Source organism: Pantoea sp. QMID4, assembly GCF_030270445.1.
Classification (GTDB): domain Bacteria; phylum Pseudomonadota; class Gammaproteobacteria; order Enterobacterales; family Enterobacteriaceae; genus Pantoea; species Pantoea vagans.
Genome location: NZ_BSXL01000010.1, coordinates 114,937 through 130,616 on the forward strand (window position 1 = coordinate 114,937; position 15,680 = coordinate 130,616).

The 15,680-nt window shown below is 52.2% G+C and carries 13 protein-coding genes and 2 pseudogenes; 9 read left to right on the forward strand and 6 right to left on the reverse strand.

What is annotated here, in order from left to right; genetic code table 11:
• Positions 1-25: 25 nt before the first annotated feature.
• The gene (locus tag QSK07_RS20595) at positions 26-763 is read right to left on the reverse strand and encodes a 2-phosphosulfolactate phosphatase (RefSeq protein ID WP_285722659.1); all 738 of its coding nucleotides are present in this window, start codon (positions 761-763) and stop codon (positions 26-28) included.
• 201 nt (positions 764-964) lie between these two features.
• Between QSK07_RS20595 and QSK07_RS20600 the strand changes: the two genes are divergently transcribed.
• From QSK07_RS20600 to QSK07_RS20615, 4 genes are all read left to right on the forward strand, one after another.
• A complete protein-coding gene (locus QSK07_RS20600) occupies positions 965-1,303 on the forward strand; it encodes a cupin domain-containing protein (RefSeq protein WP_285722806.1) in 339 nt (112 codons plus the stop codon).
• Between the two features lie 526 nt (positions 1,304-1,829).
• Positions 1,830-4,157, forward strand: coding sequence for an FdhF/YdeP family oxidoreductase (locus QSK07_RS20605; RefSeq protein ID WP_285722657.1), 2,328 nt, complete (start codon positions 1,830-1,832; stop codon positions 4,155-4,157).
• Positions 4,158-4,398: 241 nt separating this feature from the next.
• Entirely contained in the window at positions 4,399-5,514 is a 1,116-nt protein-coding gene (locus QSK07_RS20610) for a metallophosphoesterase (RefSeq protein WP_285722655.1), read from the forward strand.
• A gap of 77 nt (positions 5,515-5,591) precedes the next feature.
• Positions 5,592-6,392, forward strand: a complete 801-nt coding sequence (locus tag QSK07_RS20615; RefSeq protein WP_285722653.1) for an MBL fold metallo-hydrolase — start codon at positions 5,592-5,594, stop codon at positions 6,390-6,392.
• A 52-nt stretch (positions 6,393-6,444) separates the two neighbouring features.
• Here the strand turns inward: QSK07_RS20615 and QSK07_RS20620 are convergent.
• Together QSK07_RS20620 and QSK07_RS20625 are read right to left on the reverse strand one after the other, a co-directional pair.
• Positions 6,445-7,135 (reverse strand): annotated as a pseudogene (locus QSK07_RS20620) (methyl-accepting chemotaxis protein); the annotation flags it as partial.
• 279 nt (positions 7,136-7,414) lie between these two features.
• Complete coding sequence (locus QSK07_RS20625) at positions 7,415-9,073, reverse strand: methyl-accepting chemotaxis protein (RefSeq protein ID WP_285722651.1); 1,659 nt, start codon at positions 9,071-9,073, stop codon at positions 7,415-7,417.
• A 629-nt stretch (positions 9,074-9,702) separates the two neighbouring features.
• Between QSK07_RS20625 and QSK07_RS20630 the strand changes: the two genes are divergently transcribed.
• Positions 9,703-10,032, forward strand: a complete 330-nt coding sequence (locus tag QSK07_RS20630) for a hypothetical protein (RefSeq protein WP_275222378.1) — start codon at positions 9,703-9,705, stop codon at positions 10,030-10,032.
• Positions 10,033-10,102: 70 nt separating this feature from the next.
• On the opposite strand, the gene QSK07_RS20635 is transcribed toward QSK07_RS20630, so the two are convergent.
• Positions 10,103-10,336, reverse strand: a complete 234-nt coding sequence (locus QSK07_RS20635; RefSeq protein WP_061061057.1) for a hypothetical protein — start codon at positions 10,334-10,336, stop codon at positions 10,103-10,105.
• A gap of 945 nt (positions 10,337-11,281) precedes the next feature.
• On the opposite strand from QSK07_RS20635, the gene QSK07_RS20640 reads away from it, so the two are divergent.
• From QSK07_RS20640 to QSK07_RS20650, 3 genes are all read left to right on the forward strand, one after another.
• Positions 11,282-12,496 carry a diguanylate phosphodiesterase gene (locus QSK07_RS20640; RefSeq protein ID WP_285722648.1) on the forward strand — a complete coding sequence of 405 codons (1,215 nt, stop codon included), beginning with the start codon at positions 11,282-11,284 and terminating at the stop codon, positions 12,494-12,496.
• Between the two features lie 173 nt (positions 12,497-12,669).
• On the forward strand, positions 12,670-12,879 hold the full coding sequence (locus tag QSK07_RS20645) for a CsbD family protein (RefSeq protein WP_010256969.1): 210 nt from the start codon (positions 12,670-12,672) through the stop codon (positions 12,877-12,879).
• A 202-nt stretch (positions 12,880-13,081) separates the two neighbouring features.
• Complete coding sequence (locus QSK07_RS20650) at positions 13,082-13,846, forward strand: MerR family transcriptional regulator (protein ID WP_285722637.1); 765 nt, start codon at positions 13,082-13,084, stop codon at positions 13,844-13,846.
• Between the two features lie 72 nt (positions 13,847-13,918).
• Here QSK07_RS20650 and QSK07_RS20655 read toward each other — a convergent pair.
• Together QSK07_RS20655 and QSK07_RS20660 are read right to left on the reverse strand one after the other, a co-directional pair.
• Positions 13,919-14,302, reverse strand: a pseudogene (locus QSK07_RS20655) (alpha-crystallin domain-containing protein).
• A 172-nt stretch (positions 14,303-14,474) separates the two neighbouring features.
• Positions 14,475-14,714, reverse strand: a complete 240-nt coding sequence (locus QSK07_RS20660; protein WP_285722635.1) for a transcriptional regulator — start codon at positions 14,712-14,714, stop codon at positions 14,475-14,477.
• Positions 14,715-15,085: 371 nt separating this feature from the next.
• Between QSK07_RS20660 and QSK07_RS20665 the strand changes: the two genes are divergently transcribed.
• On the forward strand, positions 15,086-15,310 hold the full coding sequence (locus QSK07_RS20665; protein WP_285722632.1) for a DUF3606 domain-containing protein: 225 nt from the start codon (positions 15,086-15,088) through the stop codon (positions 15,308-15,310).
• The last annotated feature ends 370 nt before the right edge of the window (positions 15,311-15,680 follow it).

Consider the following 15,680-nt stretch of genomic DNA (forward strand, 5'->3'; position numbering starts at 1 on the left):
TCAGGACAACAACGTGCTGACAGGCTCAGCCCCGTTCCTGACCTGCCGCATAAAAATCACTCTGCAGCTGGCAGGCCCGCGTTGCGCTATCCAGATCCAGACAGAGATCGACATCCTCCTGAAATCCGCGCTGTTGAAGTTCCAGGGCTGAAGCGCATTCGCGAAGAGATAACAGATTCAGCTGCTGCCAGGCGGCAACTGCGCCTGCTGCTTCCGGGGAGCAACGGTCATGCCCGATTGCTGCAATAATGCCACCGGCTGCAGCATAGTCCTCTATGGCCGGGCGAAGCGTGCCATCCGGCCAGCGCTCTCCACAGGGAACAACCAGAATACGCTCAAAGTTGCGACAGGCCTTTGCTGTCTGCGTGAGATTCCTTAAACAGCCGCTGAAAACAGTGACGCCCGCAGCCACATCACGGGCAAGAAATGAAATCGCTGATCCATTGGGAGACGGGAGAACCAGCTTCTCGCCCTGTTCTATTTTCCGAATCGAAGCCGGAGAGAGACTAAAACCGCCTGCGTCAGATAATCTGTCGTAGCTGGCGAGCCGTGCGTCTATGTTGTTTGCAAAACTGATGGCAGATGCATCTTTCCATGGGTAAGGATAAACCTGTGCGCCATTGTCGACCGCCAGGCTGACGCAGGTAGAGAAGGACATCACATCGACAATGATGATGCATTCCACGTCTTTTGCCGCGTAGCGGACGGCAGCATCGCCCCACTCAAGACGAACGTTAAATCTCTCCTGATTGCGCCATTGCATTTCTCATCCTCCGTTACAGTCTGTCAGGCGTGCGCCGCTCAATCCACGACACGCCATTGGCGGGTCATCCTCGATTAAGTTATCAGCACAGTCAAAATCCATTAAGGTTATTACCGACACTAAAAATTGAGGGCCATTAACCTGGCCTTGTATAGTTAGTCCGGGCTTCAGACTTTTCAATTATAACCAGAGCGCAGAATGATGATTTCAAAAGAGAATGCTGAACATTATAGCTGGGGGGACGGGTGCGATGGCTGGTATCTGATGAACCGCAAAGATATGTTGGTCATTCATGAAAAAATGCCGCCCGGCACCCGTGAGAAAAAACACTATCATGCTTCATCCCGGCAGTTTTTCTTTGTTCTTCAGGGTGTGCTGTCGATGGAAATGGAGGACGAAGTGCATGATATCAGTGCGCAACAGGGAATCGAAATTCCGCCACTCGCTAAACACCAGGCCAGAAATAACAGCGATGCGCCAGTAGAATTTATTGTCATTTCTCATCCGACAACACGAGGCGATCGTACTGACCTCTCCTGATCTGCCAACAGCGCCGGGCAATGGCGCTGTTTCATGATGTGAAAAGATATCTGCTGTACGATATTTTAAATACCAGAACGGGTTATTAATTTGTTCGGTAATAACGATCCGTTACATTTGCCCGGCTCCCGTTATGCTAATAATGTCGTTGTGAATATTCTTTATTATTTAGCGTACAGATGGAGACATTAACCGCATGACATTACCTGTAAGGAACCAAACCATTTAAATATCACAAATTCACCACCGCATTATTATTTTATAACAAAAAGTTTACTCACAATTAATTTATTGCCAGTCATAACAGTCTTTGTGTTCCTGTTAAATTCGCCAGGGGATCACACACGGCCGCCTCGTTTATTATCACGCGATGCTCACGCTTATCTCATACAAGAACAACAGAGCGCACGGTCCCCACCGAAACATTTTGAGAAAAAATTTCGCTTAATAATAGCCAGAATCCACGTTGCTGTTCCTTTTTATGTACCAGGTTTAGCCAATAACAATAGAGACAATGTGGAGCATTATGAAAGAGCAAAATCGCACAAATGGCATCGCCCCTTATGGTGGCGCTGCCGGTGGCTGGGGCGCACTAAAGGCGGTTGCCGATGCTATCCGCGGCCAGATGTCAGTAAAGCAGGATGTGATTGCCCTGTTTAAAGTTAATCAGCCACAGGGCTTTGACTGTCCGGGCTGTGCCTGGCCTGATCCGCAGCATGCCTCATCCTTTGAGTTCTGTGAAAATGGGGCGAAGGCGGTATCGTGGGAAGCCACCAGCAAGCGCACCACGCCGGAATTTTTTGCTGCTCATACCGTTACTGAGCTATGCGAACGTAGCGCACTGCATCTGGAGGGCGAAGGACGGCTGACCCATCCCATGAAGTACGATCCCACTACTGACACCTATCAGCCCATTGAGTGGGAGACGGCGTTCCGGGAGATTGGTGAGCATCTGCGCAGCTATGAGGATCCCGATAGCGTGGAGTTCTATATGTCGGGCCGAGCCTCCAATGAAGCGGCGTTCCTGTGGCAGCTCTTCGCCCGCGAATATGGCACCAACAATTTCCCCGACTGCTCAAACATGTGCCATGAACCGACCAGCGTCGGGCTGCCGGAGTCAATTGGCGTCGGCAAAGGTACGGTAGAGCTGGAGGATTTTGACCACTGCGATCTGGTGCTCTGCATCGGTCATAACCCAGGTACCAACCATCCACGCATGCTCGGCACGCTGCGGGAAGTTTCTAAGCGCGGGGCCACCATTGTGGCGATCAACCCACTGCGTGAGCGCGGGCTGGAACGTTTTACCTCGCCGCAGAGTCCGATTGAGATGCTGTCAATGAGCTCTACTGAGCTGGCTTCGACCTATTACAAAGTGCGGGTGGGGGGTGACGCGGCGATGTTCAAAGGCGTGATGAAGATCCTGCTCACCATGCACGAGGAGGCGCTGAGTAAAGGCAAACCCGGCGTCATTGATGAAGCGTTTATTTCCGAGCACACCGAAGGCTTTGATGCCCTGAAAGCCGATCTGGAGAGCACCGACTGGGCGCATATCCTCAAAGTCTCCGGCATGGCGCATGAGGAGATTCAGCATATCGCCCGGCTCTACGCCAGCGCTGAACGGACCATCATCTGTTATGGCATGGGAATTACCCAGCACCAGTACGGCACGCAGAACGTCCAGCAAATCGCAAACCTGCTGCTGCTGCGCGGCAATATCGGTAAGCCGGGCGCGGGGATCTGTCCGTTACGCGGTCACTCTAATGTCCAGGGTGACCGCACAGTGGGCATCACTGAGATCCCGCCGCAGTCGCTGCTGGATAGCATTGAAAACGTATTTGGTTTCCGTCCGCCACAGCAACATGGTCACGGCGCTGTCGAGGCGATTAAGGCGATGCGCGATGGCAAAGCCAAAGCGCTGCTCTGCCTGGGCGGTAACCTGGCAGAGGCGATTTCAGATCCCCAGGTGACGTTCCCGGCCATGCGTAATTTAGATCTGGTAGTGCATATGGCCACCAAGCTGAATCGCTCACACCTGCTACTTGGCAGGCACAACTATCTGCTGCCGGTACTGGGCCGAACTGAGACCGATGTTCAGGCGACCGGCGCACAGAGCGTGACCGTTGAAGATTCGATGTCGATGGTGCATGCCTCGCGCGGTTCGCTGAACCCGGCCTCACCCCATCTGAAATCTGAACCGGCGCTGGTTGCCTCACTCGCTATGGCAACCCTGCAAGACAGCGTGGTTGACTGGTCTGCCATGGTCGCCGATTACAGCCGCATCCGTGATGCCATTGAAGCCGTGTTCCCGGCGTTCGAAAACTTCAACGAGCGCATTGAGCATCCGGGAGGTTTCCGGCTCCATAACGCCGCATCAGAACGCGTCTGGCTCACACCTTCCGGTCGTGCGCAGTTTAAAGTGATGCCGGGCATTAACGAAGATCCCCGCTCGCTGAAGTGCCATGATCTGGTGCTCACCACCCTGCGCAGTCACGATCAGTACAACACCACGCTATACGGACTGAACGACCGTTATCGTGGCGTGACGGGCCGCCGCGATGTGCTGTTTATCAATGCGGAAGAGGCGGAGAAACGAGAGCTGCGCGTGGGTGACCGTGTCGATCTTATGGCGCTGGATCCGGAGGGTAATCCCACCTCGCGTCAGATGAAAAACCTGACCATCGTGATTATTGATATGGCACCAGGTTCAGTTGGCGCTTACTACCCGGAGGCCAATGTGATGGTTCCGCTCGACAGCCACGATACCAAAAGCGGCATTCCCGCCTATAAAAGTATTCCGATCGCTATGACGCGCGTAACCGACGATATGCACACCACCTCAGGTATTCTTCGCTAGTCTGACCTGCAAGACAGTTAATATTGCCAGCGTGCGCGGTGTTCCGGTCACGCTGTTTTTGCTTTTGTGGCCTGCTGTCATGCTTTTTTCGACCCTCAGCTTCTTTTATCCCCTGTAAAGCACACCGCGCGAAGTAACCCGAACGGCAGCATCGTATACACTGATGTGCTGAAAACAGCGCTATAAACGATCGTCTCTTATTTGCCTGCGCGGATATTAAGCGCCCTAACGGAAAACTGCTATGTTTCACCTGATTTTCAGCTTACCCAGCTGGTATGTTATTGCGCGCGTCATCATTCCCATATCCCTGCCACTGGCCATCACGATCCTGCTCTCCGTACTGGTTTTAGTGGCCTCACAATATCTGCTGGTAAGCCGCTTTACGTCTGGCGGCATTTTCTCCGCCGAAATGCCCCGCATTATCATCATCCTGTTTAACTGGGCGTACAGCACCGTGCTGCTGCTGGCGCTGCTGCAGATGCTGATGGATGCGGTTTTGCTGATCGCGCTGCTGTTGCGGCATCCGCTGGAGCTGGTGCCCGGTATTCGCTATCTGGCTGTGGTGCTGGCGATGGTGCTGGCTGCCTTTGGTGTACAGCAGGCGATACGGGTGCCCCCGGTCAAAGAGATGACGCTGGTGTTGCCTAACCTGCCCGCCGAGTTCGACGGCTACCAGTTGCTGCAGCTGACCGACCTGCATATCACCCGGTTGTTCAATGCGGCCTGGACCGCCGCGATGGTTGAGCGAGCGATGTCTCTCAATGCCGATCTGATTGTGGTAACAGGCGATGTGATCGATGGCAGCCTGGAACACAGGCGGCATGACGTCGCGCCGCTGCGCGGGCTGGACGCCCCTGATGGCGTATGGGCGATTACCGGTAACCACGAATATTTCTTCCATCAGGCAGTCTGGACGGCCCATCTGGCGTCACTGGGGCTGCAGCCACTGCTCAACAGTCATACCGTCATCCAGCGCGGCGCGGCAAAGCTGGTGATTGCCGGTCTGCCAGACGCCTCCGCACCCGGCAGAAATGCAACCGGCCCCGACCTGGCCCGCGCACTGGCGCAGGCACCTGAAAACGCACCGGTGATCCTGCTGGATCATCAGCCGCGCAATGCCCGCCAGAACGCGGCGCAGGGCGTGGATGTGCAACTTTCAGGGCATACGCATGGCGGGCTGATTATCGGACTGGACCGGCTTTTTGCTAAACCCAACGCCGGGTTTGTGTCCGGACTTTATCAGGTTGGCGGAATGCAGCTCTATGTGAATAACGGCACGGCACTCTGGCCAGGCATGGCGGTCAGGCTGGGCCGTCCCTCGGAACTGACGCGGATTACGCTGCGCCGCCACCGGTAACCGCGTGACGAAATTATCTCAGGAAAGTGCGCTTTTTGCAGGTGTGCATAAGCTTGAGTGAGACAAAGGAGATCACCATGACGATGTTATGTACCGCCTGCGGGACTGCTTATGCCTCTGATACCCCGAATCAGCACTGTAAAATCTGTGAGGATGAACGTCAGTACGTTCCGGCTGCAGGTCAGGGCTGGATCGCGTTTGACGCGCTGCGCGCCAGCTACGCGAATAAGTGGACGGGCCACAGCGATGCACTGCTAAGCCTTAAAACCGTGCCTGAATTTGCCATTAATCAGCGTGCCTTTCTGCTGCGTACGCCGCACGGCAACGTGCTCTGGGACTGCATCGCTAACCTTGATGACGCCACTTACACGCTGATCGTGACGCTGGGCGGCATTGATGCTATCGCAATTTCTCATCCGCACTACTACACCACCATGCAGGAGTGGGCTGAGGCGTTTAACGCGCCCCTGCATCTGCACGCCCGCGATCGGCAATGGATTGTCCGGGAGAGCCCGTATATCCGGTTCTGGGAGGGGGATTCACTGGCGCTGATGCCCTCGGTGACACTGTTAAGGCTGGGCGGCCACTTTCCCGGTGGCAGCGTGCTGCACTGGGACGAGGGCGAAGGGGTGATGCTGGCGGGTGATATCATTCAGGTCACGCCGGGTGCGCATGGCGTGTCGTTTATGTGGAGCTATCCAAATATGCTGCCGCTATCCGCCGCCACGGTAGGCGACATCCTGCATCGGCTTGATGACGTCACATTCGGGCAGCTTTATGGCGCGTTTGAAGGTCAGGATATTCGTGAGCAGGCGAAAGAGAAAGTGATGCGGTCGGGAGAAACCTATCTGGCCTGTCTGCGGGATCATCAGGCGTAGCAGGCGTTGAAAGAATAACAGCCGCCCACAGGTAACGGCTGTTTTAACACTATTATGCCGTCTGGAACACCGCAACCATAGTTCGTAACTGCCCAGCGCGTGCGACAAGCTCATCAGCAGAGGAGGCCGACTCTTCCACCAGTACGGCGTTCTGCTGCGTCACCTGATTCATCTCGTTCACCGCAATGTTGACCTGTGGAATACCACTGCTTTACTCCTCGGATGAAGAAGTGATATCGCGCATCAGTTGAGAGGTCTGTTCAATGGCACTGACGCTCTGCTTCACTTTGTCGCCAGCGTTCTGCGCTATCGCAATCCCTTCCTGCGCGTGACCGACCGACTGCTCAATCAGGCTCCTGATCTCTTTTGCTGCACTGGCTGAACGTTGTGCCAGCACCCGCACTTCCGACGCCACAACGGCAAAATTTTACCCTGCTTATCGGCGCGGGCCGCTTCAACCGCTGCGTTCAATGCCAGAATATTGGTCTGGAAGGCATTGAGGCCTGCTGTTCGGTGTGCGACGAAAGATCACCATTGCCTCGGGCAATCTCTTCCAAAGAGTTGGCAATGGTAGCGGCATCACCTTTGATATCCGAAACCAGCTGGGCAAGTCGCTACTGCATCTGCATCAGCGCATTCAGTAATTTAACCATTTCATTACTGCCAGATATCGTCAGCTGTGCCGTCAAATCGCCTGCCGCGACGCGACGGGCCACATCGACTGCCTCTTTGAACGGACGGGTTACAGAACGGGTGATCAGTACTGCCATTAAAACGGCCAGCAGACCAGTCAGCAGCAGATACTGCGCATGGCGCATTTTATCAAGCTGCGCTTTCATCATCTGTTGCAGCCGGATGCTGGTTTGCTCGCCTGACTCTGCATAGCGGTTGATCGCCTGATTAAGCACCCGTATATATTCAACCGGTGCCACGCTGGCATGCCCGTTTACAAATATGATGTCGCTTATAAACGTAAAAAAAAGCCCCCACAGTGTGGAGGCCAGGATTTTACAGCTCAGCTATCAGAAACTTTCCCAGTTCGCTTGAGTCATGTCGACGGTGTGGCGTTCAGGCTGCTTCGCCTGCAATACCGGACGACGTACACCAGCGGGCTGTTGCGACTGCGCGGCACGCTGATTGCTCTCCAGTGTAAAGGTCGCCACCAACCCTGACAGCGTCTCTGCCTGCTCCTGCAGGGATTTAGAGGCGGATGAAGCCTCTTCTACCAGCGAGGCGTTCTGTTGCGTCACCTCATCCATCTGGCCAATTGCCTGATGAACCTGCTCAATGCCCTTGCTTTGCTCAGACGTCGCCGCGGCAATTTCATTGACCAGATCGGCTACCTGCTGAATCGCCTGACGGACATTTTCACTGTTTGATCCCACGCCGCTGGCCTGCTCTAAACCATGCTCCACTTGTGAAACAGACGTTGAGATAAGGTCTTTGATTTCACGTGCGGCAGACGAGGAACGCTGCGCCAGATTACGCACTTCAGACGCGACCACAGCAAAGCCGCGACCATGTTCACCTGCACGTGCTGCTTCGACAGCCGCATTCAGTGCCAGGATATTGGTCTGGAAAGCGATACCTTCAATTAGCCCGGTGATTTCAGAAATTTTGGCAGAGCTGGCGCGGATGTCATCCATGGTATTAAGCATCTGCTTCACTGACGTGCCATTCTGGATCGACATATGATTGGCGTTATTCGCCAGGCTGCTGGCCTGGTGCGCGCCTTCTGAGTTCTGACGAACCGTTTCGCTCAGCGTCGCCATGCTGGCTGCTGTCTGCTCAAGAGATGCCGCCTGCTCTTCGGTGCGCGCAGAAAGATCTTCGTTACCTGCAGCAATCTGCGTAGATCCGGCACTGACCGATTGCGCGGCGTGACTGACCGAAAGCAGCGTGCCGGAAACGCGTGACAATAACTGGTTAAACGCCATCGCCGTTTTGCCGATCTCATCGTTACTGCTGACTTCCGCGGTGTGGGTCAGGTCAAGCGTATGACTCACCTGCGTCATCGTGTTGACGATGCCTGAGAGACTCCTTTTAATGCCGAGGATCACCTTAGCGGAGAAACCGGCCAGTAGCAGAACAAGCAGCAACGAACCGCCAGCCATCAACCACAGCGTCTGTGAATAAATGCGCTTGTTCTCAGCCCTGAGCTGTTCGCCAATATCAATATTCAGCTGAATCTGACGGGTGAAATCCGCCTCCATTTTACGGGTAGCGGCCCCTATACCATTATCACTCTGTAGTAAGGGTAACGTGACAGCATCATTCTGAGCACGTGACGCGGCAATAAATGCCGGCAATGCGCTGCGAACTGCATCCAGATTTTTATAGGCCTGTTCGGTCATCGCTTTATCTTCATCACTGGAGATGTCATTCGCCATGTAATAATCATTCAGTGACTTAACCTGCTGAAGCAGATTTTCAATGCGCTCTTCCGCCGCAGGGAACTTTGTCGCATCGGTGGTGCTCTGGTGACGATAGAGAGCAATCCCTAACTGATTAGTGGCACTGATCGATTTATTAAGATCACTAATGCTGGGTATCGCATTCATCTGTACGTATTCAAAACGGGATTGAAAGCCCGAAATCACTGATAAAGAAATAATCACCAGCGCAATCAGTGACATTGCAAGCAGTGAGAAAATCAATACCAGACGCTGTGTAATAGTCATAAACGTCCCCTGAAGAGAAAATAAGTGTGAACCTGGTTTGAACTGGATTATTTTTATCGGCTTTTGTCTGCAGGGCTTTAATTAATCGTGGAAAATATATTTTTTTATTTTTCCTTGCGTGTGTAACAGAGTGAACTATCACACGATGTTGTCAGTTAATGATCCCGTTTCATCTTTACCCTTTAACAACGCATCCCGACGAAAATCTGCCAGCCTGCTTACACGATATTTACACAACCCAATGGTCAGGATCAGGCTTCAGGTGCTGTCGGTTTGGATCTGATGATTAGCCTGCTAATTCAACAGGATTGCTGACGATAATTGTTGTTAAGAGGCACGTTAATATCATGAAAAAGGTCAACAGATCCTGCAACGTCAGTATTTCGAGTAACAAGGGGTTGCCGGGACGAACACTCAAAATGTGAGTGTGTCATCAGATTAACTAATACGTGTAAACAGGCCGAATGAGCACTGGCGGCACACCTCTGAGATTTTAGCCATTTGTGTCAGGGCCAGGTTAAATCAGGGAATTTACTGGCGGAATGCTGATTCTGGTCTATGATCACTGGCCCGACCAGGCTTAAGTCTGTCGCGCAGCAATAACGCTTACAATAAAAAAGGTAGTTCTCATGGATTTAGCCACATTTGAAACCAGAACCGGTCTTTGGCCACACATGCAATTTACGGATGTTGAATATGAAGAGTGCAGTGCAGGCTTTGAAATCTACGCCATTGATGTCAGTCGCCAGACGAAGAGCAAGCTGTTTATCTGTCGTGTCACAACAGGACAGCATGCAGCATCGCTGACGGCACAGTTCAAAGAGTGGCTGCCAAAGTTAAAGCTTAAAAAGCGCAAAGTTGCGCTCAATCTGGCACGCATGGCCTGCGAGAAGAACTATCCCGCTAATCCTAACTATCAGGATCGGCCGGATAGGGGGCACCATTCGTCCAGGTTCTGAAGCCATTCAGTCAGCATCTGCCAGAGCAGAGTGGCTGAAATGCCTGTACTTTACAATTCTGCGGCGCGTATTAATCGCGCGCCGCAGGCATCTGAAACAACCGACACTCACCAGGCTCGACAGAAATATCACTGAAGGTAGTGATATGCATCTCTATCCAGGTATTTGCGGCTCGCAGTGTGTGAGGTGCGTTGCGCTGTTGCAGCTCCGCCACAAAATCCCGGGTGCTGACGGTAAACTGACCGGCATCATCCTGTCTTGTCGCCTCTCTGAACGCATGCCAGATCTCATCATCCTGTGACATCACATTAACTCCACAACGGCTTTTTTTTGAAATAGTGCTGTATGTATGAACAGTATAATTAATCCGTCAGGCGGTCAAGCCTGCATTCACATGCTCTAGGTGCCTTGATTATGGCCATTAATAGTCGTAGCCGCAGGCAGATCAGGACTTTAATCCTAATCTTAGTAATCGTTTTCATACCTGATTAACTGACTGATCCTGCTGATTATTTTACATTGTAAGCGTTTTAATTATTTGATATCTAACTAAAAAAAGAGTTAACCGCAGCGGAAATAACAGCGGTTTTGCCCTATCTTTAAATGGCTCTGCAACGAAATCCACTTCTGTTTCAGAGTGATCTGACTCCTACCCTTGCCCCCTAATAAAGGGGGCACTTTTTCAGATACCGCAGATATTGACACACAGTTAACTCTGCAAAGCGATAGAGTTTACGCGTTCCGCTTAAACCTGCTGAAGATGTTAAGAATGTGACTGGAAAAGTAGTGAATTTGTAACCCGATAATTCAATAGATGCGCTGATATTATTAAAAGCCCAAACCAGTTGATTGAATATCAGTACAATTTTCTGAAATATGAAAGTAACTGATTTTTACCTGCTTAATAATCCCGTTAGAACAACATGGTAAGGGGAATATAAAGCGCGTAATAATCAGGCACAAACCGAATGACCGGCGCCTCACCAGGGATGTCGTAACGTTATAATAATGTGCTATACCCACTCTTCGCCCCCGCTTTTGCGGGGGCTTTCCTTTTATTTCTATTAATTCGTCGGTTTATTATTGATACGCCATCTGACATGTGTGCCTTGATGCCTGAGGTGTTGCCCTGCCCTATGCCCGGTTTGATGCCGCAAGCAGAACGCTATATTGGTCGCAGTTATGCCCTTAACCATCAATATTTCTGTGATATGGTTAAACAGTAACTTCCTGCCATGTGAGTGTGCTTATGCTCTCCACCCTGATTTACCGTAGCCAGCTAGCGGGTTCGGTCTCGCCAGATAAGCTAAAAGCGCTGGTGGAGCGCGCCAGTATCAAAAACGCTGAAGCTGAAGTCACCGGGATACTGCTCTATAATGGGCAGCATTTTTTTCAGGTGCTTGAAGGGAGTGTCGAGAACGTTCATACGGTTTTTCAGCGTATCAGTCGTGATGATCGGCATTTTAATCTGATTGAACTGATGCGAGATTACGCCCCTGCACGTCGCTTTGGTCATGCCGGCATGGCTTTATTTGATTTACGTAACTATCAGAAACATACCGTCGTTGAGGCCCTGCTTAAACGGGTCACCCTGACTGATGAACGAATCAGACATGATCGGGTGGTGAAGTTCCTGCGTTCTTTTGTCGAAGGCAGGGACAAAGAGACGTTTATCGGGATAGCCCCTGCCAGCGAGTGGACACTGACTACGCCCCTAACTGTCAGTGCCCGGCCACCCCTGCAGCCTGCAGCGGGTCAGCGTTGTGAATTTGCGCTTCAGCCTATCGTAGACGCAGCGAATCGCCGGATTGTCTCCTGCGAAGCCCTGATACGCGGTCTTCAGGGCGCACCACCCGCAGACTACTTTTCACAGCTACCGGAAGGCGAGCGTTATCAGGCGGATCTCCATTCCAAAACCTACGCGTTTCAGCTGGCCAGGCATCTCGGCCTGCGGGAGCAAACGATCTCCGTCAACCTGCTGCCTATGTCGCTGGTAGTGATCGACGATGCGGTTGAACATCTCATTCAGCAGATCAGGCAACAGGGATTGCGCCCTGAGCAGGTGGTGGTTGAGGTGACTGAAGATGAGGTCATCTCCCGCTTCGATGCCTTTCAGTTTGCTGTGCGCCAGCTGAAAGCAGCCGGAATCAGCCTGGCCCTTGATGATTTTGGTGCCGGTTTCGCAGGCCTGTCGCTGCTGGCCGATTTCCAGCCTGACAAAGTTAAGATTGATCGCAAGCTGATCACTGACATTCACCGCAGCGGCCCGCGTCAGGCGATTGTGCTGGCCATCCTTAAATGCTGCCAGGCGCTGGAAATTACGGTCATTGCGGAAGGCGTCGAGAAAATTGAAGAGTGGCTCTGGCTGGAAGGTGCCGGGGTCCGCTATTACCAGGGCTTTCTTTTTGCCCGCCCTGCCCTTAATGCTCTGCCTGCCGTGAGCTGGCCTGCACGACGCCCGTAATTTCCCGGCAGAAATAACTCCTCCTCCGGCCCTTTTGCTCATAGTTTGAAGCGGCTCACACCGCTTCGCTGCAAAAAGCAAAAGCTGTGCCATGCTTGATCCATCTGACAGCCTTCTGGCAAGACAGATATTCATCAGGTCCCTGGATAACAACCGGAATTGGGAGATTCACCATGAACGAAGATCGCATTGGCGGCAACTGGAAGCAGTTCAAAGGTAAGGTCAAGGAAAAATGGGGTGATCTTACGGATGATGATATGACCGTTGTAGAAGGGAAGCGCGATCAGCTGGTCGGTAAAATTCAGGAACGCTACGGCTACGAGAAAGACCGTGCCGAAAAAGAAGTGAAAGAGTGGGAAGATTCCAACAAGTACCACTGGTAAAGCGTTCTGAATTGCCGGGCGTCTCTGCGCCCGGCACCTGCCCGTCAGCCCTCTTCTCCGTCTGTTCATTTACTTTCTGACATCTCTGTACCTGTCGCACGGACAGATTATGGAAATGCTTGTTTCTTTATTTATTTCTGTCGCGCATACTGAGGCCATACTTCCCCGATCATGGGATCGCAACGCTTCACGGATATCAACTATGCCTCAGCACTCTACCGACACCGTATGCGGTCTCGTCGGTGTTCTTCCTGAAACCCTGCGTCGCTGGCGCCGAGCCGGGCTGATCACAACGCCTGGCCCTGCTGGCTACTCAGATCAGCAGCTCACGCGCGCGCTCTGCGTTCGTGAAATGACATCAGGAGGCCATACGCTGTTTGATATCCATGCTGCCCTTAACTGGCCCAGCATCACGCTGCCCGGCGGCTGGGCCTGCCGGGAAGAAGATATGTTGCAACTGCTGGCGAACAATCCGGATGAAGATGTTGAACGTGAACTGCAGATGATGAATACCGACTACTGTGGCGATGACTATGTTAATCGCTATCTGCGGCCACTCAACCTCTGGCTGCGTTCTGACCTCAGCGAAGGAGCAGCTCAGCGTCAGCAGCGTTTTCATAATGCCGTCATCGGCCAGTGGGAGCGCCTGTCGCTGGCAGCACGGCGACGCAGCACCGTACCGCTGTTTCTTGAAGCGGTCAGCGTGACGGATGAAACCGAGATCTGGATGGAAGCGATACGGCTCAACGGACAGGGCTTTCGGGTTGAAGTTGCAGCGGCCGCATGCGGTGTTCCCGCTGTGGCACATCACCGCTTTGAGCATCATCTGATGTGGTGTGGTGATGGTATCAGTGCATCGATGATGGCGGCATTTCACTCCAGCGTGGAGGCGGGCGACCCCGTTATGCTGACCGGAACAGATACTGGCGTGAAATCATCCGTTTGCCCGATGTCTGCCAGCGCCTGACGCGGTTGACCTTCTTCCTTGCCAGCGGTTAAAAGGGCGAAAACAGCCTGAGCCGCTTCCGCCCTGTTCACATTACTGATGTTCCAGCGTTCGTGGTCCGCCGATTGCAATCGGGATGCGGCGCGGTTTCTCGCTCTCCGGTATATCCTGGATCAACACTGAGTAAGCCGTCTGCAAGACTGGCGCCGGTCACCTTCGTGTGCCCCGGAATCGAAAAGCTTAGCTGGAAATCGTGCCGGGAAATGCCGCGATGGATCCAGCCGCTGTTATCCTGCCGGGTGCGCTGACAGTCAGCGTTTAGTAGTTATCCTCAACCCGCAGCAGATCATAAGCGGGAACGGATGTCACCGGATTGTCGCCAGTCAGTTGGCTGAACAATTTATCGATACGGCTAAAACGGTCTGAAAAGACAGAATCCGTCAGCAAAAGGAAAACAGAATACGGTTGTACTGACATGGTGATAATCTCCTGAACAGGTTCATCCAAAAGTTTATCTGACCGGAATCATATTCCTGATCATCGCTAAAACAGGGATCGGTTGTCAGCTTTCAAGCGGCTTAATAGAATTTTTTACGTGACTATACGGCCGGTTATCACAGAAATAAATTTCAGGGTATTCACTGAGCCGTTACTTTTTGCTCTGAGGCGCAAGAGTGAAATGGGGATGGCAACCAGCCAGTAATAACAGCAGTTCATATTCACCCTGGCTGAGTAGCGTCGGATTACCTGCCGCTTCTTTGGTTTGCCAGACTCTCAGGCTAAGGTCAAAACGCTCAGCGGCGCTCTGTTGTGAGAGGCCAGCGGCAAGACGAAGTTCACGCACATTACTCTGGACAACCACAGGCGGCTTGGGGGGATGATTAACCAAACAAACACTCCTTCAACATGATTAAATACGCAAAAGCACAGCGCTTCGCCAGCAATTAAAGCGAAGCGGCCTGAAAGCGCTCACAGCGAAAAGACCAGAGAATAATTGACTATTTTGCTTAAATGTCAAATTTCAGAATCAACAATTAAGCGAAATTTTCCTGTAAGCGAAGCGGCATATTTCGTCCTGACAGCGCTTTTCCTATTTCCTTAGAATGCTTTATTTCTTCCGCCAGGAATTATCCTGTTATTTGACTTAAGGACCATTCAGGGATTAATCCGCTACCTCAATGCCGCTTTCTTCATCAGGATAGATGTTTAGCCTGAGGTTCATGTTCAGGCTGCATCATTGAAACCAGAGGAGGATAATAAATGAAAAATCCCATCCAGCGTCGCTCACCCGACGATCTGTCGCATGTGGAAATTCGTGAACAGTGGCAAATCACCTACTGGACTCAGGAGTTGAGGACAACCCAGGAAAGGCTGACACGCGCGATCCGTGAAAGCGGCACGCGGACCGAACAGGTGCGTGACTGGCTGGAACAGAACCCGCCCCCACGTCGCCCGGCTCAATCACTGAATGACATCAAACGTTGAGCTGATTGCTGACAAAAACGCTGTATTAACGCAGGCATTGCGGTGAATTGGCCTGCATCAGGCGGGAGCATGCTTACAGGTCATCTCTGCCGGTCCGGGTTCCTGCCCGGCTTTTGCGTTATGTTTGAAAAGGTTATCTCGCAGAGTAGTCTGCGCATAACGATCCCGCCTCCGGCATCATGACTTTCCCCCCTGAAAACCGACTTAGTAATAATAATCAACCTGAATGCTTATTGATTTTTTGCCTGAAAATAAACCTTAACAGCGCTGAGGCGCTGGGCTGAAATTATAAAAGGTAAATAATCAGGCACCGCTTCGATTAAATTTTCGAATCGTAAATATTGCCTTTATGCGTTAAAGAAAATATTAA